The 24,983-nt window shown below is 55.4% G+C and carries 17 protein-coding genes; 6 read left to right on the top strand and 11 right to left on the bottom strand.

Going from position 1 to position 24,983, the window contains the following annotated elements:
* Positions 1 to 70 precede the first annotated feature (70 nt).
* A complete protein-coding gene (locus ACFO3S_RS10035) occupies positions 71 to 997 on the top strand; it encodes a LacI family DNA-binding transcriptional regulator (protein ID WP_378094958.1) in 927 nt (308 codons plus the stop codon).
* A 375-nt stretch (positions 998 to 1,372) separates the two neighbouring features.
* On the opposite strand, the gene ACFO3S_RS10030 is transcribed toward ACFO3S_RS10035, so the two are convergent.
* From ACFO3S_RS10030 to ACFO3S_RS09980, 11 genes are all read right to left on the bottom strand, one after another.
* A complete protein-coding gene (locus ACFO3S_RS10030) occupies positions 1,373 to 5,707 on the bottom strand; it encodes an S-layer homology domain-containing protein (RefSeq protein ID WP_378094956.1) in 4,335 nt (1,444 codons plus the stop codon).
* A 430-nt stretch (positions 5,708 to 6,137) separates the two neighbouring features.
* On the bottom strand, positions 6,138 to 6,935 hold the full coding sequence (locus ACFO3S_RS10025) for a PHP domain-containing protein (protein WP_378094954.1): 798 nt from the start codon (positions 6,933 to 6,935) through the stop codon (positions 6,138 to 6,140).
* Between the two features lie 41 nt (positions 6,936 to 6,976).
* Positions 6,977 to 7,807, bottom strand: coding sequence for a response regulator transcription factor (locus tag ACFO3S_RS10020; RefSeq protein ID WP_378094952.1), 831 nt, complete (start codon positions 7,805 to 7,807; stop codon positions 6,977 to 6,979).
* A complete protein-coding gene (locus ACFO3S_RS10015) occupies positions 7,801 to 9,507 on the bottom strand; it encodes a sensor histidine kinase (protein ID WP_378094950.1) in 1,707 nt (568 codons plus the stop codon). Before ACFO3S_RS10015 ends, ACFO3S_RS10020 begins: the two co-directional genes overlap by 7 nt.
* Before the next feature lie 22 nt (positions 9,508 to 9,529).
* On the bottom strand, positions 9,530 to 11,185 hold the full coding sequence (locus tag ACFO3S_RS10010; RefSeq protein WP_378094948.1) for an ABC transporter permease: 1,656 nt from the start codon (positions 11,183 to 11,185) through the stop codon (positions 9,530 to 9,532).
* Positions 11,178 to 12,302 carry an ABC transporter ATP-binding protein gene (locus ACFO3S_RS10005; protein WP_378094946.1) on the bottom strand — a complete coding sequence of 375 codons (1,125 nt, stop codon included), beginning with the start codon at positions 12,300 to 12,302 and terminating at the stop codon, positions 11,178 to 11,180. The genes ACFO3S_RS10010 and ACFO3S_RS10005 overlap by 8 nt, the downstream gene beginning before the upstream one ends.
* 164 nt (positions 12,303 to 12,466) lie before the next feature.
* Positions 12,467 to 13,531 carry an ABC transporter substrate-binding protein gene (locus ACFO3S_RS10000; protein ID WP_378094944.1) on the bottom strand — a complete coding sequence of 355 codons (1,065 nt, stop codon included), beginning with the start codon at positions 13,529 to 13,531 and terminating at the stop codon, positions 12,467 to 12,469.
* 595 nt (positions 13,532 to 14,126) lie between these two features.
* Positions 14,127 to 15,053 (bottom strand): helix-turn-helix domain-containing protein, encoded by a 927-nt coding sequence (locus ACFO3S_RS09995; RefSeq protein ID WP_378094942.1) that lies wholly within the window; start codon positions 15,051 to 15,053, stop codon positions 14,127 to 14,129.
* A 253-nt stretch (positions 15,054 to 15,306) separates the two neighbouring features.
* A complete protein-coding gene (locus tag ACFO3S_RS09990; RefSeq protein ID WP_378094939.1) occupies positions 15,307 to 20,418 on the bottom strand; it encodes a GH92 family glycosyl hydrolase in 5,112 nt (1,703 codons plus the stop codon).
* 28 nt (positions 20,419 to 20,446) lie between these two features.
* The gene (locus ACFO3S_RS09985) at positions 20,447 to 22,072 is read right to left on the bottom strand and encodes an S-layer homology domain-containing protein (protein WP_378094937.1); all 1,626 of its coding nucleotides are present in this window, start codon (positions 22,070 to 22,072) and stop codon (positions 20,447 to 20,449) included.
* Between the two features lie 42 nt (positions 22,073 to 22,114).
* A complete protein-coding gene (locus tag ACFO3S_RS09980; protein ID WP_378094936.1) occupies positions 22,115 to 22,561 on the bottom strand; it encodes a hypothetical protein in 447 nt (148 codons plus the stop codon).
* 775 nt (positions 22,562 to 23,336) lie between these two features.
* Between ACFO3S_RS09980 and ACFO3S_RS09975 the strand changes: the two genes are divergently transcribed.
* The 5 genes from ACFO3S_RS09975 to ACFO3S_RS09955 all read left to right on the top strand — a co-directional run bounded on the left by ACFO3S_RS09975 (position 23,337) and on the right by ACFO3S_RS09955 (position 24,853).
* Positions 23,337 to 23,660, top strand: a complete 324-nt coding sequence (locus ACFO3S_RS09975) for a hypothetical protein (protein WP_378094934.1) — start codon at positions 23,337 to 23,339, stop codon at positions 23,658 to 23,660.
* Entirely contained in the window at positions 23,657 to 23,854 is a 198-nt protein-coding gene (locus ACFO3S_RS09970; protein WP_378094932.1) for a hypothetical protein, read from the top strand. The genes ACFO3S_RS09975 and ACFO3S_RS09970 overlap by 4 nt, the downstream gene beginning before the upstream one ends.
* A gap of 40 nt (positions 23,855 to 23,894) precedes the next feature.
* A complete protein-coding gene (locus ACFO3S_RS09965; RefSeq protein WP_378094929.1) occupies positions 23,895 to 24,029 on the top strand; it encodes a hypothetical protein in 135 nt (44 codons plus the stop codon).
* Positions 24,030 to 24,155, top strand: coding sequence for a sensor histidine kinase (locus tag ACFO3S_RS09960; RefSeq protein ID WP_378094927.1), 126 nt, complete (start codon positions 24,030 to 24,032; stop codon positions 24,153 to 24,155).
* Between the two features lie 212 nt (positions 24,156 to 24,367).
* Positions 24,368 to 24,853, top strand: a complete 486-nt coding sequence (locus ACFO3S_RS09955; protein ID WP_378094926.1) for an ABC transporter permease family protein — start codon at positions 24,368 to 24,370, stop codon at positions 24,851 to 24,853.
* Positions 24,854 to 24,983 lie beyond the last annotated feature (130 nt).

Below are 24,983 nucleotides of genomic sequence, written 5' to 3'. Positions count from 1 at the left end.
TTTGACATTTTTCCGAGCCAGGATTTATGATAAGCTAAGCTTTCGATCCCAGTGAGGCGGTTCCGATACGATGAAGAAAACGACTTTAAGAGACGTGGCCAAAGAAGCCGGAGTCTCCGTCGCCACGGTCAGCTACGTGCTTAATAACGTGAGTACGCAGACGATTCCGGAAGAGACCAGACAACGGGTGTTCGCTGCGGCAAGCAAGCTGCACTACGTGCAAAATTTGACCGCCAAGGCGCTGTCGCTCGGAAAAACGAACTTCTTGGGCGTGCTGTTCGTAAGCACCGACAACGCCCGCATTCCCAAGCCCGTCAGCTATGGGACATTCCTCGACCGGCTGGAGCGGCGGTGCCGCGACAAAGGCTATCACCTGCTTGTCTCCCAGATCGATCCGCTGAAGCCGAATTTCGAAATTATCGCGGAGAGGAAGCTGGACGGCGTTTTCCTGATCGACGCCATGGAGCAATCCTTCCACGCGATATCGAGAAATCTTCAATACGGCTCGCCGTTGGTCATTGTGGACAGTCTGATCAACGATTCCCTGTTTCGCCAGGTCAACCCCGATTTCCAACGTTTGTTCGCGGATCTGAAAACCACTTTATCGGCTGACCAGCCTTATGCCCTCATTCACGAACAGATGTCCAACAAGCGGTATCACGAAAAAATCCAATCCGCTTCCGGATTGGACGAATCCTGCATATGCGCGGCCACGAACGACGAGGACCAGCTTCAACGCTTCATCGAACGGCACAACGACAAGCTTCTCGTCGTCTTTAACGAATTTCTAGCTTTTCAGATCTTGAAGTATCGCAGCTCGGAGAGCCTGATTGTCGTCTGCACCTCGGAATGCCCGGATTATCTGCCGAGGCAGACCAAAAAAGTCGTTCTCGGCCGGTCGAAGGCAGACGTCGCTTTCGAATTGATGAGCGCTCTTCTGCAATCTCCGTTCAGTTCATCCGAGGATCAGAACATCGCTTTACGCGTATTCGAGTAGCCGCCTATCGCTATACTCCAACCCGGTTGCGAAGGCTGCTTCCCCATCGCCAGGTAAACCGCCCCGTCTTCCTGTTTGCGTCTTTCGGTCAATCCATTGAACACTTGATAATCAAAATGAAGCGATCTGTCTTATCTTTGCTATCTTTATTTCCATTTCATAGCTGTTCTTCAATCGTCTCCGTCAACAGCTCTATTTTATCACAGTTCGCAAAGCCTTCCGGTATGAAAAGCTGTTTAAGATACATGTACGTGATGAGGATGCACCATCCTGTATGTCTTTATGACTGGGGGTAGACCACTATAAAAAAGCTGTTTCTCTGAAGATTGCCCCCGCTCCGGATTGGCCAAGCGGGGGCAATCTTCATACACGCAGCTATTTGTTAATCAAATCCGATTTCTGCAGCAATCTCTGCATGATCGTCGCCACTTCCGCCCTCGTCAGATTGGCTTTCGGGGCTAACGATTCGCCGCTTCGGCCCGAGAAGACTCCAGCGCTCACGCTGCTCGCCGCACCTTCCAGCGCCCAGTTGGAGATATCGCCGACATCCTTGAACGTCTGCAGACGCTTCTCCGCGCTCAGGCCGGATTCGTTCGCTTGCAGCCCCGTCAGCGCGATCGCCTTGGAAAGCATGCGCATGGCCTGCTCCCGCGTCAGGTTCTCGTTCGGACGGAAGGTTCCGTCCTCGTACCCGTTCAGCAATCCGTAGGCGTAAGCGGTCCCGATCGCTCCGTCGTACCACTCCGACGCATTCACGTCGAGGAACCTCCCTGCCGCGCTGCTCGGCTTCAGCCCCAGCCCTCGAACCAGGATCGCCGCGAACTCCGCGCGGGTCACGTCGCGGTCCGGACTGAACATGCCGGCCCCGGTTCCGTTCACGACCATTCTCGAGCCCATGTCGTTGATGGCGTCCTTCGCCCAGTGAGCTGCCGCATCCTGGAACTCCAGCGGGTGCCATACGACGGAGTAGGCGCTGTTGGTCAGGCTGTTGATCTGCGCGTAATATTTGCCGTCCTTCACGATAATCTTCGTCGGAACATGGCGCACCGTACCGTCCGGATCGATGACCACGCCGGTCGTAATCCGGCTCGGATCTACTCCGTCCGGAATAGCCAGAGTACGTTGAACGTAGGCGTTAAACGTCGCGACCTCCTCCGACTTGCCGCCGTAAACTGCTTGGACGCTGAATTCCAGCGGGGGCGCGAGGATCGTCAGGCCTTGTTCGGAAGCCGATGCTGAAGCAATCTGCAGCCACTCCGCGGAAGGTACGGCAATCTCGATGCGAATCTTGATGTCCTGAAGCTCCGGATTCGCACCGAAGCGCTTCGCGAGATCGTCCATATTGATCTGCAGAGCCGGAAGCGTGTAAGAAGCTTGCTCCGTGCGAAGCTCGATCACCGCCTGCCGCGCCTCCATGTTTTTCACCATGCGTCCGTTCAATTCGCCGACGACCGTCTCGCTGTCAGCATTAACCGGAATGGTGATGACAGCGCGGTTCCCTTCCGCTTCCAGACGCTCTTGCAGCTTGTCCTCGTCGACGGCGACCGTCGTCACTCGCCGGCCTCCGGTTTCCACGGTCGTGATCGTTCCCGCATTTTCCGCCTTGCCGTTGACGAGCACTTCGACGCCTTCAGGCTTCGCGGGCGAAGTCTCGGCCGGCTGGGACGGCGAGCCGCTGCCGTTGTCGCTGCCGCCGTTATTGCCGCTCGGCGGCGCGGTCGGCGTCACCGCGTTCGACACCGCCGAAGCTTCGCTTTTATCGACCGCGTTGATCGCCTTCACCGTAAACGTGTAGCTCGTCCCGTTCGTCAAGCCCGTAACCGTAATCGGACTGCCTGCGCCGGTTGCCTTCATATTTCCAGGCATGGCGGTGACCTCGTAGCCGATTATCGGACTGCCCCCGGTGTCCGTCGGAGCGGTAAAGCTCACCGTCGCGCTGCCGTTGCCGGCAGTTGCCGAAACCCCGGCAGGCGCGCCGGGAACGGTGGCCGGAGTCGCTTGCGCTTCAGCGGACTCGGCAAGAAGAAGGCCGCTTGCGTCTTTCGCTTGAACCTTGAAGTAATAAGGATGGCCGTTAGTCAACCCGGTAACCGTATAGGTGCTCGAGGTTACGGTCGCCTCCGGCTGGGCCCCGTATTGTCCGGGGCCGGGCGCCTGATACACGTCGTACTCGATGGCTCCCGTTATCGCCTCCCAATCGAGCCTCACTTCCCCGTTGCCTCGGGTAGCCTGTACCGTCCACGCACCCGGTTGAGCGCTTACGGTCAATGTCGCCGCATTCGACGTCACCGAACCTCCGTGTCCCGTCACGACTACCCGGAAGCGCTGGCCGTTCTGCTGCTCCGTCAAATTCACCAGCGTCAGAGTCGGGCTTGTGGACATCGGCATATTGATGAATGTACCGTTGCCCAGCGCGTCGAACTCCCACTGATAAGTCAAATTCATCCCTGTCGCCTGCACGGAGAAAGTCGCGCTTCCGCCCGGCGCGCCTGACGTGTCCGCCGGGTGGCTTATAATCGCCAATGTCAGCGAGTTCAGCTTGTCCGTCATCTGCGACGGCAGCAGCGAAGCGGTCGCCGCGATGCGAACTCTCAAATCCGCGCTTGGCGCACTGGCATCGATCGTCTCCGCGCCGCCGGCGAGTCCGCTAGTCACCGCTTGCCAAGTCGCGCCGCCGTCCATACTGTACTCCATCGCCGCCGTCGCGCCCGACAGCTTCACTGCCGACAAGCCCCCGCTCAAGTCAGCTCCTACGCTCGGGGCAGCCGCCTGGGCGGGAATGCTGCCGACCTGGCGCACATTGGACGGATTCGTACTCTCCCTGACGTACACGCCCTGACTCGGTCCGAAAACAACCGACGTACTTCCCGGTGACGCGCTCAGCCACGTCCCGTCTGTCCCGTCCGTGGAGTCCAGACTATACTCCATCCCCGCCGTCGTCCCTGTCAGCAGCCCTGCCGCCACATCGATGCCGACCGCGTTCAGATCGACAGGCGCGGCGGCCGATACAGACTGGAGGATCGTTCCGTCCCTGCCTACGGCTACAAACCCGCTGTCGCCATGGACGACCCGCAGCAGCTCTTTGTCGATGCCCGCAGAACGCAGAGACCAGTTGACCCCGTCGGAAGAGGTCGCGATTAGGGCCTCGTACCCGACAACGTAATTCCCTTCCAGTTCATACTCCGCTCCGACAGCAAGGAAAGTATTGTCCGCATAGGTGACGCCGCCTCTAAAATAGGCCGTACTGGGTTGAGGATGCAATTGCCACGTTAGCCCGTCCGACGAAGTCGCGATCTGCCCTTGACCGCCGACCGCAACGAAAACGCCGTTCGCATAAACGACATCGTAGTAATCCTTCATCGACTCGAGCTTCGTCCAGGTGCTTCCTCCATCTTTGGAAACGCCCATCGCGAGCGTTCCGGTGACGATAAACGTGCCGTTGCCGAAGGCCGCCCCTCGATTGTAGTTTGCCACCCCCAAAGAATGCTGCGTCCAACTCGCGCCTTTGTCCCTGGAGACCAGAATCAGGTCGGCGCCTCCGACAAGGCCTCCCCCGACGACAAAAACGCCGTCGCCGTAGGCAACATCCAGAAGGGTCACATTATTGATATTGTCAACGTTCGGAACTTGCACCGTATGAACGTCGAAGGTTTCCCCGTCCGAGGAGACGACCATAGTCCCCCTGTAGCCTACTGCCATAAAAATGCCGTCGCCGTAAACGACTCCGTTCAGCGATTGTCCCCCGTCCGAAGAGCGGTGAATCCATTCCTCGCCGTCTGCGGAGGTGAGGATTACGCCGTTCAACCCTACAGACACGTAGATCCCGTCGTGATAAGCAACGTCGCTAAGCATATAGCCGGTTCCCCTGTTTCTTTGGACCCAGTTCGCGCCGTCCGCCGAGGTGACGATCGTGCCCCAGTCCCCCACCGCTACATAGACGCCGTTGCCGTAGGCCGCTGCGCGCAGACTGATCTGACCCTTATTCGGAAGGTCCAGGAGCTGGCCGGTCCAGCTCTCTCCATCCGGAGAATCGACTATCGACGCATTGCCTCCCGTAATGAAAAGGCCGCCATCGACGTAGTTCACGCCATAATAGTGACGGACGAGAGGAGGAGATTGGCTTGTCCAGTTCGTCCCGTCCACGGAGGCCAGAATCGTGCCGCTGAAGCCGACAGCCGTAAACCCGGCGTCCCCGTAGACGACATCCGTAATGCTAAGGTTGGGAGCAACGCCGGAATTCTGAAGCGTCCAATCGGATCCGTTACTCGAGCCCCACACCGTTCCTTGAGGGCCAACCGCCACAAACCCGGCGCCCGGACTATAGGTGACTCCCGTAAGATTATTTGTCGACGGCGGGTTCTGAACCTTGGTCCAGATTTCCCCGTCGGCAGAATGGACAATGGCGCCGCCATCGCCGACGGCTACAAACCGGCTGCCGCTGTACACAACGCCGTTCAAGTTGTTGGCCACGCCGGAGGCGCGGACTGTCCAAGCGCTGCCGTCCTCGGAGGCAAGAATCGTGCCTCCTTCTCCAACAGCCACCCAGAGATCATCCGAACGCGCGATTCCGGTCAGAAATTTCGAGGTTCCCGAGCTTTGGCTCTGCCATTCGATCCCGTCCTCGGAAGTCATCAGTGTACCGCCGGTTCCGACCGCCATGAAGATTCCGTTCGCATACACAACGTCCCTCAAACTCTCCGCGGTCGGCATCGGACTTCTAACCTTCCACGAATACGACGGGCCTGCCGGTTCCGCCGAAGCGGGCGCAGGCGCGACGAGTTCCATAAACAGCAACAACAAGGCCGATAAGCCGGCAACGCAACGCTTGATCGAGCGCATGAGCAGACGTACCCCTTCCAAAAGTAGGATGACTTTATTCCATTCGACAATCTTCGTCTTCATTATACAAATGGGCGATAAACAAATGATAAACAAGCCGGGTGACGAGGAGGAATCCCTAAAACCAACGGATACTTGTCAAGCTTTCAGTATTGGAGTGCGACAGGTTCATTGGTATACAATCTCTGGCAGGCATGACAAAGAGCCTTCATTCTCATGAAGGCTCTGGGGCTGCATCCGCAGCCCACACAAAAGGCTGACGGCTCATGAAAGCTTATCCCCTCACTCGCCTGCAGCTAAATCAACTCACACGAACATCGCCAACAAAGTATAGAGGAGATTTCAGGCGCGCCATTCCATGCCAATCGGTTCCCCCGGATACTTTCAAGTCCAATCTCTCGCAGCAAAGTTCATACCAACTGGACTCCTTAGGAGAGTGTTCGGGATAATAGGCTTCGATCCCATCCAATCCCAATTCCTTCAACTGGTGAAACATCCGATATTCTTCGTCCGGGTTCAGCTTCATCAGCTTCGGGTGGGCAAGGAAGGCTTTGCCGCCGCTTTTCTTGATCGCATCAAAGCTTTTCTCGACCGAGGATCCGTATTGCTGCTCGCTGAATTGGAAGCAATAAGCGACAAAAGCCGAAAATTGCGTCCAGTCGTTGAACACTCCGTCCTTTAACATAGCGGAGAACAAATCCGAGAGATAAAGCCCTTTCTTGTTCCTGTGGCTTAATACTTGTTCCCAGGAATAGTTGAACTTTTTCGCTACATATTTTTCAAAGGTAATCTTGGTGTATTCCGTCGCTTCCGCGGTCAACGCCTGCAACAATTCAAGCAGTTCAACATTTTTAGTGTCTATTCCGTAACCAAGAATATGCACGTACTTATGTCCAATGCGCGATGAAATCTCTACGCCGGGTATGGCCTCGAGATCCGTTCCCTCAGCCGCGGCCATGAAAGCCGCCACGCCGTCAATCGTATCATGATCCGTTAGGGCGACCGCTTTTATTCCGTGTTCCCGGGCAAGATCAATCAATTCCTCCGGGGTATTCGTAGCGTCGGAATGGATAGAATGCATATGATAATTATACTTCATGTTTCTCTCCCTTTTTTACGCCGGTATTGTCGAAAGCGAGCTCATTTGTCCTTTTCTGTCCCGTGGGGAAATCTTTTGACCATCACCCAGTTGCCGGCCTTCTGAAAGTCGGAAGGAGACATGCGGGTATACTTCTTAAATACGGAGCAAAAATGTTTATATTCGCTAAAGCCGGTCTTGTCGGAAATTTCATTCATTCGGTATTTTTGCGTATGCAGCAGTTCAACGGCTTTCTGGATCCGATACTTGTTGAGGATCTCCAGGAAGGTCTGCGAAGTGGTCTCCCTGAATTTTCTGCTCAAATAGCTGGGACTGATCCCAAGATCCTTGGCGATCGATTCCACGCTGATCTTGCGCTGATAATGGGCTTGAATTTGTTTGATCGCCTCGCCGACATAATAATTCACTCTGCTATCCGCGGACATATAGACGTCCAGCTCCGCTAAGTTGAACTCGCTGTTTTGCTTCACCTTTTCCGCAATATCCCCGAACGCCTTTTCCTGACTCACCTCAGACTTGACGGCCTCAATAATCTTGAGAAGCTTGGCTTCGTTAACCGGCTTCAGCAAATATTCGGATACTCGCAATGATATGGCCTGCTGGGCATACTCGAACTCGGTATAGCTGGTCAGAATGACGCTATGGAACGGGTAACGATTCGTCATCTTTTCAAGCATCTCGATTCCGTTCATATGCGGCATCATAATGTCCGTAATGACAAGATCCGGGCGATGCTCCTCGAACAGCCTGAGCCCTTCGAAGCCGTCCCCCGCGTCCCCGACGATTACGCAGCCCATGGAAAGCCAGTCGATGGTGTGCACGAGCCCTTTGCGAATAATTTCTTCGTCCTCGACAATCAGCACCTTCAGCACGGTGAGCCCCCCCTGTTGCTCGGCAGCCTAATTTTCACAACGGTACCCTGATTTTCCTCGCTTGAAATCTCAACGCCGCAGGCCTCGCCATACATAAGCCGCACTCTGCGATGAACGTTATAGAGACCCATATGAATCGAATGGTTAATGCCCTTCGCTAAGATGTCCTTCAACTCGGCAAGCACCTCGGGCCCCATGCCTCTGCCATCGTCACTAATGACGACCACCAGCTTATCTTCTACAAAGCCGGCTTGAATCCGGATCATCAAGGCCGACTTGGCGGCAAATCCATATTTAATCGCATTCTCGATCATCGGCTGCACCAGCAGCTTCGGAACGATACAATCGTAAGCGGCCTCATCCACGTCGATGGAATAGTTCAGGTTTTTGCCGAAACGATACTTCTGAATCAGAAGATAGTTCTGCGTATAATCGATATCTTCCCTTAGACTGATCTCCGAAATGTTGTTATTGATGCTATACCTTAACAGTTCCGACAAGCCTACGATAATTTGATTGACGGAGTCCGGATCTGTCTTCACCATATAGCGGATCATTTCCAGCGTATTAAAGAGAAAATGAGGATTGAATTGCGATTCCAGCTGTTTAATTTCCGCAAGAACGGTTTGCAGCGCTTTCTCTTTATTCACTTCAATCAGATGTTCAATATCGGACAGCATTTGGTTGTAGGATTCGGCAAACACCTGAAACTCATTATTCGTATTCACTTCAAGACGCGTTTGCAGATTGCCGTTCTTCACATTCTCGACGGCTCTGATCATATCGTCAATGACTCGCGTTTTACTGCTGGCAATCTTCCGTGCCGACAAGTAGGTCGTCAGAGTCAGCATGGCACAAAGCAAGACGAGTAAACCGCCTACCAGCATCCGGATGGAATTAAAAAAGCCGATGGACGTAATCGTATAGACGTACAGTTCGCCTCCAAGGATCTCCTTTTTCGCGACATAATGGCTGTCGTTCATCGACTTGACGACGCCAGACTCGTCCCTGAACTCTTCATCGATTTTGCCAAAGCGGTCAACCAGCAGCTCATTGGTGTAGGCGATGACATAACCGAACGAATCGGTGATCACCGTGCTGGTTGAAAAGTTCTGACTGAACATACTAATCAAATCTTTTTCTTCCAGATCGAATGCGGCGAATCCGATAACGCTTTCATTTATGACGATCGCTTTGCCAATCGTTAGCGTACTGCGGAAAGTCGAACTAGAATTCTGTCTGGCAAGAACCACTTGATCCGGAGAGTCCATCATTCTTCGCAGTACACCCCAGCCTAACGCATCCCGGGATTGGGCGTATTCCGGAATGCGGGTAGAGCTGGCGATAACAGGATGCAAATCATTGTCGAACACAAAGAAGTTGGCCTTCGTTGGGCTTTGGTTAACAAAATCGTAAAAATCTCCGTACAATTCCGTGCTTGCAGCCCCTGACTTAAGGGCGGACAACACGGATTCGCTGCTCGATACGTCGTTCACTTTGTTGATGTATATGGAAACAATAGACTCGGCAGCTTCGGCGACATTCGAATTAAGAGCGGAATTGCGCGTTGAAATCGTGTTGTAAAGAATGGAAAATGACAAAACATAGCTGGATAACGTAATAAATATGACGGGTATCAAAGCATAAACGGTAAACGTTTTTCGGATGTCGTCTCTATATCGCCCGTATGTTTTGTTCATTTTTCACCCGTCCGCTCCGTCGTTAAACGCTAACTTCCTTGCTCCCCGTCAGCTTAAAGAAAATCAGCAGCGAAATTACCGTTGTCACCGTCAGAACGCTGGAGATCGCCGCCGCGGTTCCATAACTCGACTTGATGACTTCGGCGTAAATGGCAACCGACATCGTTTTGGTGCTGCCCGTATAAAGAATGATTGAAGCGCTCAATTCATTAATGACCGTGATCCAGCTCAATATTGCCCCTGCAAGCACGCCCGGCATCATCATAACGGCGGTGACCTTGAAGAAGCTTTTCACCGGAGAACAACCCAGACTAATGGAGGCCTCCTCCATGCTTGGACTGATCTGATAAAGAATGGCCGCGCTCGAACGAAGCGTGTAGGGAAGCCTCCTGACGACAAATGCAATGATCATGATCAAGATCGTTCCGCTCAGCAGCACAGGTTTTTTGTTGAACGCCAGAAGCAGCGTAATGCCCAACACCGACCCAGGCAAAATATAAGGGAAGATGGTAATCGTGTCAATAAAAGAAGTTAATGCGTTCTTCTTCCGGGTGGACAGGTAGGCAATGAACATGCCCAATATAATAATGAGGACGATCGCCTCAAGACCTAACATATATGTGTTGGAAATCGCTTGTGCAAGCGAGCCGAACACCGTTCTGTAGCTCTCCAGCGAAAAGGAAGAGAGAAATCGGGAGCCCTTAGTCGCCAGAAAGGAAGTATATATAACGGTAAGCTGCGGGATAACCGCAAGCAAGACCAGCAAATAAACGGCAGCATGAATGAAAACTCCTTTGATCCCCTTCAGCTTAGTGGGCTTCAACGGTTTCAGAGAACTCATCGTAAAGGATTTCTTGTTGGACACGTATTTCTGTCCGATAAATAGAATCGCCGTAATAAGCACCATAATCACGGCCATGGCCGCCGAGAAATTTGCCCGTCCGCCGACTTCGCTGATAAACTCCGAGTAAATCATGACCGGCATGACATTATAGCCTTCCCCGATCAGCATCGGTGTGCCGAAATCCGCGATCGCGTTCATAAAAACAAGCAGCGAACCGGCCAGTAGCGTGGGGGTAATTAACGGAAATATAACCGTAAACACTTTCTTCAGCGGGCTGCATCCCAGACTTTCCGCCGCTTCTATCAGCGAAGCGTCAACCTTCTTCAGAGCCCCCGATACAAACAAATAGATGAACGGGAACAACTTCAACGTCAATACAAGCAAAATGCCGCCAAAGCCGTATATGCTTGGCATCTCGATCCCCAGCAGACTCTCCGCCCATTTCGTAACAAACCCGCTGCGGCCGCCTAACAGGATCCAGGAGTACGCGCCGATAAACGGAGGGGACAGCATGGAAATAATGATGAGGATTTCGAGCAGGTTTTTACCCTTGACCTTATAGGCCGACATAACGTAGGCCAACGGCGCTCCGATCAGGACGGCGAGAACCGTCACGCAGCTCGTGATGGCAAAACTGTTGATCAAGCCTTGATAATAATATTTTTTATCGAAAAATCGAATAAAGTTGTCGAACGTAAACGCGCCTGTCGCAGAATCCCTAAAGCCGCTGATGAAAAGAGATAACAAGGGATAGACCAAAAACAGGGCGAAAAACAAGGCGATTACCAAGGTCGCGACTGTCCAGAAATCCAGCTTGAACCTGGTCTTAGCCATAGGCTCTCACATCCTTGATTAAGCTCCGTTCCCCGTCCTCCGTAAACACATTAATCTTGTCCGCCCTCAGATCGAGCTGCAGCGAATCCTTTACATTGTAGAAGGTTTGTACACTGCCCGAATCCTGAACGAACTCATTGGACAGATCGGGGTCTATCGATATCCCGTCCTTAAATTTGACCACATAATTAACGTACTGCCCCAGGAAGGTGCTGCCGATAACTTCGGCCTTCAAACCGCGGTCCGCCACGATGAATTCCTCGGGTCTTACCGCGATCAGCACGCGTTGTCCGTCTTGAACATCGTCAGCCAGGTTGGTTAACGGGATCTGATAGCCGTCCATCATGAAAATCCGTTTCTCGCTTCCTTGAATGCGAATCTCGCCCTTCAACAGGTTGGAATGTCCGATGAAGGTCGAAACGAATACATTCGCGGGACGGGAATAGATTTCCCGAGGGCTTCCCACCTGCTGGATCACTCCGTCCTTCATGACGGCGATTCTGTCGGATATGGCCAGCGCTTCCTCTTGGTCATGCGTTACATATACGGTGGTGATCCCTACCTCTTTTTGGATGTCCCGAATGGCGCTTCTCATATCGATTCTCAGCTTCGCGTCCAGATTGGACAGCGGTTCGTCCATAAGCAATACGCTCGGATGAATTACGATTGCCCTGGCGAGCGCTACGCGCTGCTGCTGTCCTCCCGAAAGCTTCTCCGGAAGTCTGTCCTGATACTCCGCGATTTTGACTACATGCATGATGTCGTCCGTCTTCTGCCGTCTCTCCGCTTTGGACATCGTCCGGAACTTTAATCCGTATTCTACGTTCTGCCTTACCGTCAGGTGGGGGAAAATCGCATAATTCTGAAAGACCATTCCGATGTTCCTTTTATGGGTCGGAATCTCGTTGATCACTTGGTCGTTAAAGCGGATTTCCCCCCCTTCTATGGAATTGAATCCTGCGATCATCCTTAACAAAGTCGTTTTCCCGCATCCCGAAGGCCCAAGCAAGGTGAAGAATTCGCCATCGCTAATGTCGATCGATAATCCGGGTATAACCGTGATTTTGCCCTCGTCATATCGTTTAACCACGTTTCGGATATGAATCTCTATACTCATACGGTTTCTCCCTTGCTTACTAAGTTGGCGATCATCCGGTTCGGGAGACATGGCCTCGTTCACCCGATCGATGACAATCGAATCGACTGATCGGCGACTGCGTCTCCCTGTCGGTTACCGCTGTAGAATCTGCCCCGCATTTAATCCGGCGTCATTCACGACGCTTAGCTGGTGAAAATATCCTTGAACTTATCCAGCCAGATTTGGCTGTTCTGCAGCGTTTTTTCCACGTCCTCGGGAACAATCTTGAAAGCCGAGATTTCCGCCAAACCTTCCGGCGCAGGCACATCATTCCGCGAAGCGCGCATGCTAAGTTCGGACGCGGTAAGCGTTTGCAATTCCTTCGAAGTAAGGAAGTCTACAAACTTTTTGGCATTCTCCATGTTTTTGGCGCCTTTGATAATTTGGACCGTGCCCGGCGACACGATTGCGCCTTCTTTCATATACACAATCTTGACGGGCGATCCGTCTCTGATTGCCGAAGAAGCCAGCTCTTCGTGTGTAAGTCCTACCACATATTCACCATCCGCAACGCCTTTAGGGGCAGCCGACGAGCTGGCCAGAAGCTTCCCGTCCAGGTTCTTCGTGAAAGATTCGATATACTCCCATCCCTTGCTCTCGTCCTCTGCGCCGATCGTGCTCAGAATGTTGACCATATGGGAGAAGGAGGTCGAAGATTTCGCCGGATCGGCAAAGGCGATCTTCCCTTTCAAGCGCGGATCAAGAAGATCTTCATAGCCCTCGATTTCGATGTCGCCGATCAGCTTGGTGTTGACAATCAGAACCATTGGAATGATGTTATTTCGGGTAATCATGCCTTCCGTATTCTTCGTCGAATCCAGTTGAGCGCTTTCATTCGGAGACAGATAAGGCTCGAATAAATCCTTCTTCGGCGCGACAACGGAAACAACGCCGCCCCATTCGATGTCGCCTAACGGATTCGCCTGTTCGGCCTCGATTCTCTTTAACAGCTCTCCCGTACCCGCCGTGACGAGTTCGACCTTAATACCGGTTTTCGCTTCAAATTCTGGAATGCAGGCATTAAGAACATCTTGGGCTGCGGCTGTATACACGACCAGCTTGCCGGAGTCCTTCGTTTCCGCTTTGTTTTCCTGAGTTTGTCCGGCGCTTTCCTTACCCGATGAATCCTCCTTTGTCGCCGTTCCCGAACATGCGACAACTGTGATCCCCAGGCCAATTGCCATCAATAATGCGGTAATTCTTTTCATTGTCTACCTCCTCGGGTTAGATTCGCCTTTAATAATAAAGGTTCGATTTACTTGCAACAATCCGATAAAAGGGTACAAATGTCCTTAAAAATGAACAGGCATGCTCTCCCATCGTTACGAGTTCGTTCTCATCAAATTAACCTGTGCATCAATGGATCAAGGAAGGACGGTTTCAAGTAAGCCCTTTAATATCGAACGCCATTCGTGCGGAAGAGGCTCCCGCCTTCTTCTCCGGAACAAGGGATCCTCGAGTCTTGGAGACACAAATCGTTTTCGATTGAAGTCGACTGTGACGTATCACTCTACGAACCAAGCATAAACAGCTTTCGCCGTCCTTGGGACCGGCGGGATAACGTTTATGTCGGAGGTGATTCCGACAAGGATAACGAATTTTATCCTTGCTGAATCACCAAGCAAAAACGCCGTCGGCGTCCTCTAGGCGCAGAATCGCGTTTTTGTCGGAGGGGATTCAGATCAGGATAGCGAATTTTTACTTGCTGAATCACGGACAAAGCGCCATCCCTTAGTCAACTAACGTTGCATAGAGATGGCGCTATTTATTTGTATTAATGAACCCGATACACCAAATTCGGCGTCAGCCCGATCGCATGCGGCGGCCGTGCTGCTCGCGGAACTTCGACGGAGACACGCCGACCGTCTTGCGAAAGACGCGACTGAAATAATTCGGGTCGCGGTAGCCGATACTTCGGCCGATGTACTTCAGGCTGAGGTGCGGCTTCTCCATCATATCCTTCGCTTTCTCTATCCTCAGCTGCGTCAAATAATCGATGAACGTAATGCCGCTGCAGGTCTTGAACAGCCTGCTGAAATATTGCGGCTTCAACCCCATCGATTCCGCTACCTGCTCCAGGGACAGATCGCTCGTGTAGTTGGCGTCTATATAGTCCTTGGCTTGCCGGATAACCGCGAACGGATCGATGGAGCCCCTCGATTCCCCGGCCGCATCGCCATAATAGCAATATGCCGTAGCGGCATGCTTGTCGGCGGCCGCCAGCGCTTCATGGTAGGAAGCCGCCAGCCCCCTGATTGACGAATAACAGGTGCCGATTCCCGCATGAACTCGTAATTGCCCGAACTGCCGGCCCATGGCGCCGATGATCTGCCCGGCGAACTGAACGGCATGGGATTTGGCCGCTCGCGGACAGTGCCAAGCCGCTTCGTCCGGAAGCATGACGAATACGGGAACGCGCGAGCCGCTCATCGGGCCTACTACGCAGGAGGCCTTCTGCTTGCAAACGCGCTTCAAGAAATTGTACACCTGCCGCTTGCGGGCTCCCGGCCATTCGCCGATTTCGTCCGCCAATGCGTAAACGACGGAATAGCCGGTTTCCGACCGTACGCCGATCATTTCGCTCCATTCGGCAAGCGGCACCTCGTACATATGATCCAGCATGACGGCGGATGCCCATGCGGTCTCCACGAGGGAAAGCGCTTTCTCAAACTCGGCTTTTTCGCCTTCCATGGACGCATGTTTTTTCTCTTCGCTCAGCAGCTTGATCATCGACTGCCCCCCTGTCCTGCCCTCATGCGCAACCTCGCTTCGTAGATGAGTCGTTACGATCATCATATCGGATATGCGGATGCGAATTGAATGAGGTGATTCTATCATTTCTTCCACTTTCGTGTTCCGCGCACGAAAAAGGGGCCGCTCCCCGGCCTTTGCAGACCTTGCGGGACAGCCCCTCGTACGGCTAACTCATCTTTTATTCGCTTGTTTCGGAAAAGATCGTCTTAGGTGCAGAAGCGCTTGAATGCTACGGTTGCTGCCCCTCCGGCGGCTGCTGCTCTTCAGGCGGCTGCTGCCCCTCCGGCGGTTGCTGCTCCTCCGGCGGCTGCTGCTCTTCAGGCGGCTGCTGCCCCTCCGGGGGCTGCTGCTCCTCCGGAGGTTGCTGCTCCTCCGGCGGCTGCTGCTCCTCCGGTTCCTGCGGCTCCTCAGGCTCCTGCGGCTCCTGCAGTTCCCCTGGAACGCCTGCCTCCATATAGAAGGCGGCATGGTCGAAATTGCCGATGTATCTGTAGGTCGAGCTTGTCGTGCCGACAAGCACAAAGTAGACGTCGTGAATGCCCGTCACCGTTTCGCTTAATTCGCCCGCGGCCGTCCTGTACGTCCCCCAGCCGCTCCCGGTCGGCGGCGTGGCAATTCTTCCGACGAGCCTGCCGTTCACGCCGCCAAGCCGGATTTCCACGGCCGCATCCGCCGCCGTGTTGCCGGTATTTCCGGCATAGGTAACGGCGATCCGGTTCACTCCCTCAAGACCGAAGTCCATCCGGTTGTACGCCAGCCAAGCGCCGTCGTAGGTGTTGGCCACCTGTCTTCCGCTCTGGCCGGGTTCGGTTTTCATCGGCGCGTTGTTATGCGGATTCAGCTCTTCCGACCAGGCGTTATAGGTTTCCAGCTCCAGATTGGCGTAGTCGTCTCGCACCGCTACATAACTTAACGTAAAACGGTCGAAATTGCCCACGAACGGCAAACTGCTCGTCGTGCTGCCCCGCATGACCAAATATACGGTACGAATGCCGGTAACCGTCGTCTTGAGGTCTGCCTTCGCGATGCGGTAGCTGCCCCAGCCGCTGCCCGTATTCTGCAGCGCGACCGTGCCGATCAGCTCGCCGTCCACGCTGTCCAGACGAACCTCCAGCACGCCGTCCGCCGGCGTTCTTGTCGTCGGAGCATCGTATTCCACTTCGATGCGGTTCTTGCCCCGCGGTCCGAAATCGACGTCGCGGTAGGCCAGCCATGCCCCGGTAAACGTATTCGCCACAACGGTCCCGCCGTTGTTCGGTTCCGTCTTCAGCGGCCCATTGTTAAACGTATTGACCGCGCTCGTCCATTCGCTTCTGTCCTCGAACTCGATCGTCATGCCGTCCTTGGCCGGAGGCTCGCCGCCGCCCGGCGGTTCGCCGCTGCCCGGCGGCTCCAGCTCTTCGTCCGGCTCCTTCACCGGCAGCGGAAGCGGTTCGGGAAGAGGCTCTTCCCCCGGGTTGCCCGGCAGGTCATCGGGAACCGGCTCCGGCTGCGGCGCGACCGGCCGAGCCAGCCATACCGCGTCGTAGACGTTGCCGTTGTAGGCGTCCATGACGTAGACGTTCACTTGATAGCGCGGCGCGTTCACGTTAAATCGCTGGTCAAGCGTGAAGCTTCCCTGTTCGACGGGCACGGCGCTGGACAGAAGGGCTTGCCTGTTCCCGTCCGTCAATTGAATGACGACGACCGCCAAGCCGTCATAGCCGTCCGTCGGATTGCCCTGCACCTGTACGGTCATGTTGCCCTTGCGTTCGATCTTCACGTCCAGGTCGTACGCTTCTTTCATGCTTCTTGCTCCCGTGTAGGGCTGATTCGATGCGAGTGCGCGGCCCGGCGCTTGCTGCCTCGACTCGTCGCCCTTGACCCGCACCTGAACGGCGCCCGCATCGTACCGAACCGGTCCGACAGGCTGCGGATTCGAGTCGGCCGGATGCCAATGAAGGCCGCCGTCCGTGCTGTATTCATAGTCCGATGCGCGCTCGAAGCCCGGGACGAAGCTCCACCCGAACGTATCGGCGCGATCGTCCACGACCGGCCCTGTCGGCGCCGGCGGCACATCCAGCTCCCGGATCGCCTCCAGCCGGAAGTCGAACGCCAGGTCCGAGCTCGTGGCATTCACCTGGTGGACCTCCGCCGTCACGATGTTCGTGCCTTCGACCAGATAGGACGGATCGAGCACGTATCCGTTCCAATCCCGCTCGTTGCCGACCGTGCCGTTCGCATAGGTGTCATAGCCGACTTCGCCCGGAGGCATGTTCGTGCGAATGACTTCATGCCCGTTCAAATAGACGATTGCGCCGTCGTCCCGGATCAATCCGGCGCTCAGGCTGATGATATCTTCGATATTTTTCGCTTCGAACGTTGCTCGGAAATATGTTGTCGGGTATTTGCTGCCGCTGCTCGGCCCATAACCGACAACCGTATTCAGCAGCTGTTCCGGACCGCCATAGCCAAGCATGGCGCGGCCCGAATTCCAGTCGCTGTCGTCGAACAACAGTTCCGTCCAGCCGTCGCCTGCATACCTTCCCTTGTCGAAATATTTCCATTCCGACTCTGCTTCAATCAGGGAGTCCCGTGCGAGAAAGTTATCGATTTGCATTGTAAAATCATACGATGGAGGCGCTGCGCTCGGCTTCGCTCCCCATGCATAATTAGGCTCTGAAGCCATTTCAAACTCCAGCGTGCCGCCCGCCATAATGTCATCGTAGGAGATCCATGGCTGATCGAACGTTTTGCCGTTCAGCGCGGCCGACCGGATGAACCGGTTGTCGCTCGATACCCCGTTGGCTTTGATCGTAAAGGTATGGCCGTTGTCCAGACTGAGCTTCACTTCGTCGAAGATCGGCGAACCGATGGTGAAATACGGATCGCCCGGATTCGATGGGAACAAGCCCATCGCGCTGAACACAAACCAGGAGGACAGTGCTCCCGCGTCATCGTCCGCGGACGGCAGATACCCTTCGGGATCGGCGCGGTAGACGCGGGATTTAATCGGGTAATTGTACAGCCCGTGGTTGTGATAGCGCTGAACGACCACTTCCGTCGTATACTCTCTTGCGTAATATTGGGTCAAATAAGGCATCCCAACATAGTTAAACAGGAATGGCGCATGCAGATCCGGCTCGTTGACCGCCACATATTCATCGATGTCAAAGAAATATTTCAAATCCTCGGCCAGCTTCCGCTTGCCGCCGCTCAGCTCGGCGAATCCCGGGATATCGTGCGGAACGGTCCAGCGGTACGTCCACATATTTCCCTGGTAAGCGAATCGGTTCACCCGGGTAATGTCGCTCCGGTCTACCGTCGTTCCGTTCGGCGTGAAGAAGCCGCGAACGTTGCCGCTCTCGTCCACCTGGCCGGGATTCCAGAGCTCCTTGTAGGATAAAGCCATTTCCCTATACCGCTCATACACCTGGCGATCGCCGATCATAGCGGCGAGCTTCATCGGATAGTAAGCGCTGTACGCCTTTTCGAGCTTGCCGGAAATTTCGTTTTCATTAATCGAATAATTTTCCGTATCCGAAATCATGCCTTGAAGCACGGTGTACAATTCGTCCTGATCAAGCTCGACGCCCTTGGCAATGCCGTCCAGGATGACCGCGCCGTTGAATTCGTTCCTGACGGTCGGGCTCGGCCAATAGCCCGCTCCCCACTGAACGTAGGAGCCTCTCGTCTTGTACAGATCGATCATCGACTTCACGATGTTCTCGAACCGCTTGGGCTCCAGGATGGAGTGCAGCGGGTACTTGCGGAAGTCGTCCCAGGTCGACCAGCCGTTGTAATACTCGAAGTCCTCTCCAATTTCCGACGTATGCCGGATCGTCTCCTCGTCTCTGCCCGCGCGGAACGTGCCGACCGAGCTGGACACCTTGTTCGGATGGAGGAACGAATGGTACAACTGCGTGTAGAAGATCTTCTTGTTCTCTTCATCTCCGCTCGTCACGCGAACTTTGTTCAACAGCTCGCGCCACGTTGCCCGCGCCTTCTCGTGCTGTCCGTCGAAATCCCAGCCCGCGATATCGTATTCGCGCTCGTATTTGGCCTGCTCGACGCTGACGGGGGAGAGCCCCACCTTCGCTTGCACGACCGGACGAGCCGCCGCGTTAAAGTTCAACCATATGCCGGCGTTCGTGCCGGTCCGCTCGGCAACCTGTCCCTCCGATTGCCCGGACCACGACGTATAGGCATCAAAGGGCTGGTCGAGTTTGATGGAATAATACATCGTGTAATGGCCGTGCCCGCACACGTTCCGCGATTTGATCATGCCCGAAATTTCCGTATCGCTTTCCACCTTCAGGCTTGCATCAAGCATGCCCGCGTACGAGGCGGAGAGATCGACCAATACCGCCCGGTCCGTCGCCGCGTCCGGGAAGGTGTAGCGGTGGAAGCCGACGTTGTCCGAAGTGGTCAGCTCCACGCCGACGCCGGATGCGAGCTCGACGGCGTAGTACCCCGCGGAAGCCTGCTCCGCACTCTTCTCGTACCGCTGCTTGTATGCGTTGCTGTCGCGCGTGAAGGCTTGCGTTAACGGCATCATCAGAATGTTGCTCCCGGCGCCGCTGCAGCCGACTCCGATGAATCGCAGGTGCGAGAACCCCCTCAGTTCTTTATGCTCGTAATAATAGCCGCTGAACGCCCTGCCGCCGTGACCTTCGCTGTCGGGCCCGAGCGAGACGAGACCGAACGGCGTCTTAGGACCCGGGTTCGTCTGCCCGTTGTCGCCTAGCGTATTGATGAACGGATCGACATAATCGATCGGCTCCAGGTTGACCGGCGGATAGGCCGGCGACTGTCCGAGCTCCACTCCGTAGACTTCAAATTCATAGATCCGAGCCGTATTGCCGTCGTGCGCGCCATGATGAATATAGAGACGGACATACTGCGCGGAGAACGGTTCGACGTACCGCGATACGATCGTCTGAACATTGTTCCGCACCAGGTCGACATCTTCCCACGTTACGCCGTCCATGCTTTTCTGAAAGCGGAAGTCTTTCGTATTCCGGAACGGACTGTTGGCGGACTCGCCGATCGCCGCGTTTTGCACGACCCACTGATTGATCGTGTACGGCCGGCCCAGGTCCAGCTGCAGCCACTTATGGGGGGCGGAAGAATTGTCGCACCACTTGGTGTCGGTCTTGCCGTCGATCGCGAAGCTGGCCCGCTCGCCGTCGTTGCATTGCCCCGATGCGGTTGCTTGCGCATCGAGAGCCAGGTTGCGGGTCGGCGCCCCTCCCGCCGGCGCGGCAAGCTCGTTCGCGGAAGCGGTGCCTGCGCCCGGCGGCCCCAGCAAGCCGAACAGAAGCGATGCGATGATCGTGATCGATAGAAACTTTTTCCTCATAGCTCGGTTGTCCTCCTTCTCTCGTCGATTAGAGCGCGCTGCCGGCAAGCAGCCGCTTGATCATGACGGCCACTTCCGCCCGGGTCGCCTGCCCCTTGGGGTTGAAGCGCTTGCCGTCGCCTTGAATCAATCCCTTCGTCCATGCTTCGTTCACGGCCGATGCCGCCCAGGATGCGACATGCGCCGCATCGGCGAAGCGAGGCGCCGATGTCCCCGTGTCGTCCAAAGTCACATATTGAGCCGCGCGGACGAGCATGACGACCGCTTCTTCGCGCGTAATTTGCTCGTTCGGCCGGAAAGCGCCGCCGTATCCTTGCACGATGCCAAGCGAAGACGCGGATGCGACATGATCGGCATAATAGCTGTTGGCCGGCACGTCATGGAACGAATCCGGCGCATCGTGCTTCGATCCGTCGCCGGACGCGACTCCTCCCGCCCGTTCGAGCGCGCGCATGAGCAGCGTCGCGAATTCGGCGCGGCTGATATTGCGGTTCGGCTCATAATGGCGATCGGTTACCCCGCGTACAATATGCCTCGCCGATAAGTAAGCGACTGCCTCCTCCGCCCAATGCCCGGCCAGATCGTCAAAGCGTTTGTCGTATTCGAGGATCGTGTAATAAGAGAAGTGCGACGCCGTGAACGAATATGCCCCGTTCGCCACCGTTCCTCCGACGTATTCCAGCCGCTCTCCGTCTGCATAATACACGCCCGCAAGCGGCTTCCGGAGCGAGCGCTCCTGCTCCCCGGTCAGCCGAATCGTCACTCGGGCGGGTTTGTCGAGCGGGAGAATTCCGATTACGCGCTCTCCGGCGACAAGCTCAAGCACGGCGGACAAGACGATTCCCGTCGCCGCATAGTCGGCGTTCCCCCGGATCGACTGCTTTACGATGCGTCCGGCTTCCTCGGTCCAGGCCGTATGCAGCGTGATTCTGACCCGCACGTCCTGCTCCGCGGAAGCCTGCAAGGCATCCGCCGGAAATTGAACGGCCACGTTCCCGGATTCGATGATCAATCCCTGCCGCGCGTCTTGCAGCTGTCGCAGCGAATCTGCCGGGAATTCAAGCGCCGCCCCCGACTCGCCGGCCGCGGCCGGCATCCGGATCGTGATCGCCGATTCGCCCTGCTCCACCGCCCGGCTCATCGTCTCGCGGCCAATCCGGTACTTCCCGTCCGCATCCAGCCGCGGCTCGATGACGGCGCCTCGCGCGTCTCCGGCAAGCGGCGGAATGCCCGTCTTGTCCTCTTGATCGATCGCCCCTCCGCCGCCGCCCCCGTTCGAGGGGCCGCCGCTCGACGCTCTGACGACCGTGAACGTGCTGCGCCCGCTCGCCCCTCCGCCTCCGGCAATGACGGTGTATACGCCGTTCGGAGCGACCGTCTCGTCGTTCGGAATGGCCGCTTTCGCGGAATACCGCCCCTCTACGGGAGTGACGACATCCAGAAAAAATACAGTATCGTTCGGACTTACGATCTTCACGACAATTTCTTTCACTTCGGCTCCTGCCGTGCCGGTCAGCGTAAGATCGCTGCCGCGCTGAACCTGCTTCGCGCTCAGATTAAGCGTAAACGGTTCGGCTGCGTATCCGGTTTCCGGCGGCAAAAAAAGGGATACCGCGATCATCAACGCCAGAACGGCCCCTATCGTCTTCTTCACTAGAACGCCCTCCCTCTCTATGCATTCCATGTTCTATCGGTATCATTGCAACGCGACCGGCCTTGCCAGCAGCGTCGGAGCTTCCAGCTCGCTGTCGAAGGCGTCGAATACGAATATTTTCACCGTATACTCCGGCCCGTTGACGTTGAAGCGCTGTTCGATGTTCATGTCGCCCTGCTTGAGCGGAACGGCATTGATCAGAATAGGCGCGTTTCCTCTCATCAACTGAACGACGACATACGCTTCGCCGCCATAGTCGGGTTGAAGCCGCTCCACCGCAAGGTCGACCCGCAATTGCTCCCCTCTGGTCAAAGCGGCCGTAACCGCATACCGGTCTTCCCGATCATTTACGCTCGCCGCCGCGGCATGCCCGCCGTTCGCTCCGAATCGCGGCTCGCGCGGCGCGAAGATGCCGCCGATCGCGACGATCAGGCACAAGACGAGCTTCACGGCGCGACCCGCCGGGCGCTGGCCGTTTATCGACTCCATGTCCATTCCTCCTTCGGCTTGTTCGCAGATTCGTCTGTCTTCTCCGCCCTATCTCCTCGCCGGTGTCGTCCCCCTCTCCAGCCTGCCTCCCCCTTTTCGAAAATCCGGCTTCGTGATATCGTAAGGGCTATTTTTTGAGCCTGTCGATTCATGGTTGACGAATTCGATCCAAAAGAAATGTTGCCTTCCTAAGCTCAAACCTCTTGTTTTACATTCCTTGATCGGACAAGGGACTAGCGGCATGGAATGTAAAGCCGAAACTCGCCGAAAGGCAATCCTTTCTCTTTCCTCTCGCGTATCTGCATTGAATCGACAGCCTCACATCGCCATTATAGCTTGTCAGCGCTTACATTTTTGCTGGACATTTTTGATAAAACGCTGGATTTTTTCGCCGGGATTTTTTACTCGCCTTGCAGAAAGGAGGATGTCGCCATCCGAGCCGCGGCTAGACCGGTCTCGATTCGCACCATTCTGTTAACCGCGCTTTTGTTGCTGATGATTTTTCCGCTGGTCATCATGACGCTGATTACCTACACAAAGGAAAATGAAATCTTCCAGAGTCAGGTCAGTCAGGTCAGTCAGCTCATCAAGCAGTCGGTCGGCCAAATCAAAGGCACGCTGGATTCGAATCTGGCCGAGATCGCCCTCTTGACCTGGTCCTTGCTGTATCAGCAGTCGCTCGATTTCTGGACAAGCCGATCGTTACGACGTATCAGTGGGACGAAGCGAATCCTAAATTCAAGAAAAGGTTTACTCCGATCTGTTCAGCGGCAGATTGAACCACATCCATACGATTTCGTTCGTTACGCCGGAACGAGTCGTCCTCTCGACCGACAGCTCCCTGCACTACTTCAACCAGTTGAATCAAGACAATTTCAACGTCATCGTGAGCCGTTTCGACGAAGAACCGCTCAAGATGCACTGGTTCAGCGAGCAGCGGGCCGTCTACCGCTCCCGCACGGGCTTCGAAACGCCGGTCCACCGAAGCGATCTACAAGCATCCGTCCGAGCCGTTGGCCAACCCGAGCATCATCGCCGCGATTCGGGTTTTGCCCCCGCATGGCAGCGGGACGCACACCGTCGAGGGCAAATTGGTTGATCTCGTACGACACGTCCGAGATCAGCAATTGGACGTTGACGGCCGTCGTTCCGCTCAACGAGGTGCTCGGTCCAAATCAGAAAATCCTGCGAGGGCTGCTCGTTATGACCGCGCTGGGCGCGATCGTATCGCTTATCATTGCGCTGCTGTTCACATCGGTGATCTCCAAGCCGATCATCGGCTCGCGAAGGTGATGAACCTCGCCTCGGTGGACCATCTGCATCTCGCGAACCGATGGGCTCCATCCGGGAAATCAGCATTTTACAGCGCAATTTCAACCGGCTGATGGACCGCATCCAGCAGCTGCTGCTGATCGAGAACAAACGGGAGCAGAAGCAGCGGGGAGACGCGCAATTAAAAACGCATTAAATGCAAATCCAGCCCTATTTCCTGTACAACACGCTGGACACGATCTATTGGATGTCGCTGAAGCATCGCGCGGAACCGATCAGTAAGCTGTTTACGGCGCCGGCACGAACGCCAAGGCAGTCTTGACCAGCCGCATGCAGGGCGGAAATCCGCCCAAGCCAACCAGGCGATTTACATTTTCGTCACGAACGGGGATGTGGACCAGGCCGTACAAGCGCTTCAATCCGCCGCGGATGCCGACGGAATCGGTCAATAGCGGCTAGCAGAATAGGCAAGGGGATAGGGTCGGACGGCGGGCTGCCGCTGACCCTATCTCGTTCGGGAGTGAGAGAAAATGGTTGTTACAGCCAGACGGACCGATACCTCTCGCAGTGCCGGCTTCCGCAGGCGCGAGACGCAATCCGTCGGCCGGCGTCGACCTGCTGCTGAGCGGAGCAGGGCGCCTGAAGGGAATGGACGCGATCACTTTGGAAAAGATGCGGGAGTGGCCCGGGCAGCTGGATTTAACGGGATACCAGGTTGCCTTCGATCGGCTGTTCCCTCATCTGACCAACAGCTTCCTGCTAGTGATCCCGGCTACAGCGCTGTTGGTGCTGCTCGGATCGATGAACGGCTATATTGGGTCCAAGCGGCAGTTCCGGAGGGGGGGGGCCAACGTTCTCTTCGCGCTGATGCTGTTCGGAATGTTCATTCCCTACCAGAGCATTCTGACTCCGCTGATCCAGTTCATGCAGAGCATCCAGCTCTACAACACGATTCCGGGGCTCATTCTTGCGGGCTTCCAGCGATTCACACCCACTCAGCCTGAGTTCCGAAACTCGTGACAAAATTATCTTCAACACTTATTATTAGAATATAAATGTAAGAAGCTATCGAGCGGTCGAAGCACGCCGCGTCATTCCCGGGTTCGGGACGGACGCGGCTTTTTCGTCCTTGTTCGAAGCCGAGAGGAGC

Source organism: Cohnella hongkongensis (assembly GCF_042654645.1).
Taxonomy (GTDB): Bacteria; Bacillota; Bacilli; order Paenibacillales; family Paenibacillaceae; genus Cohnella; species Cohnella hongkongensis.
Note: the sequence above shows the minus strand (reverse complement) of the source record. Positions and strands in the feature narration are given on the sequence as shown.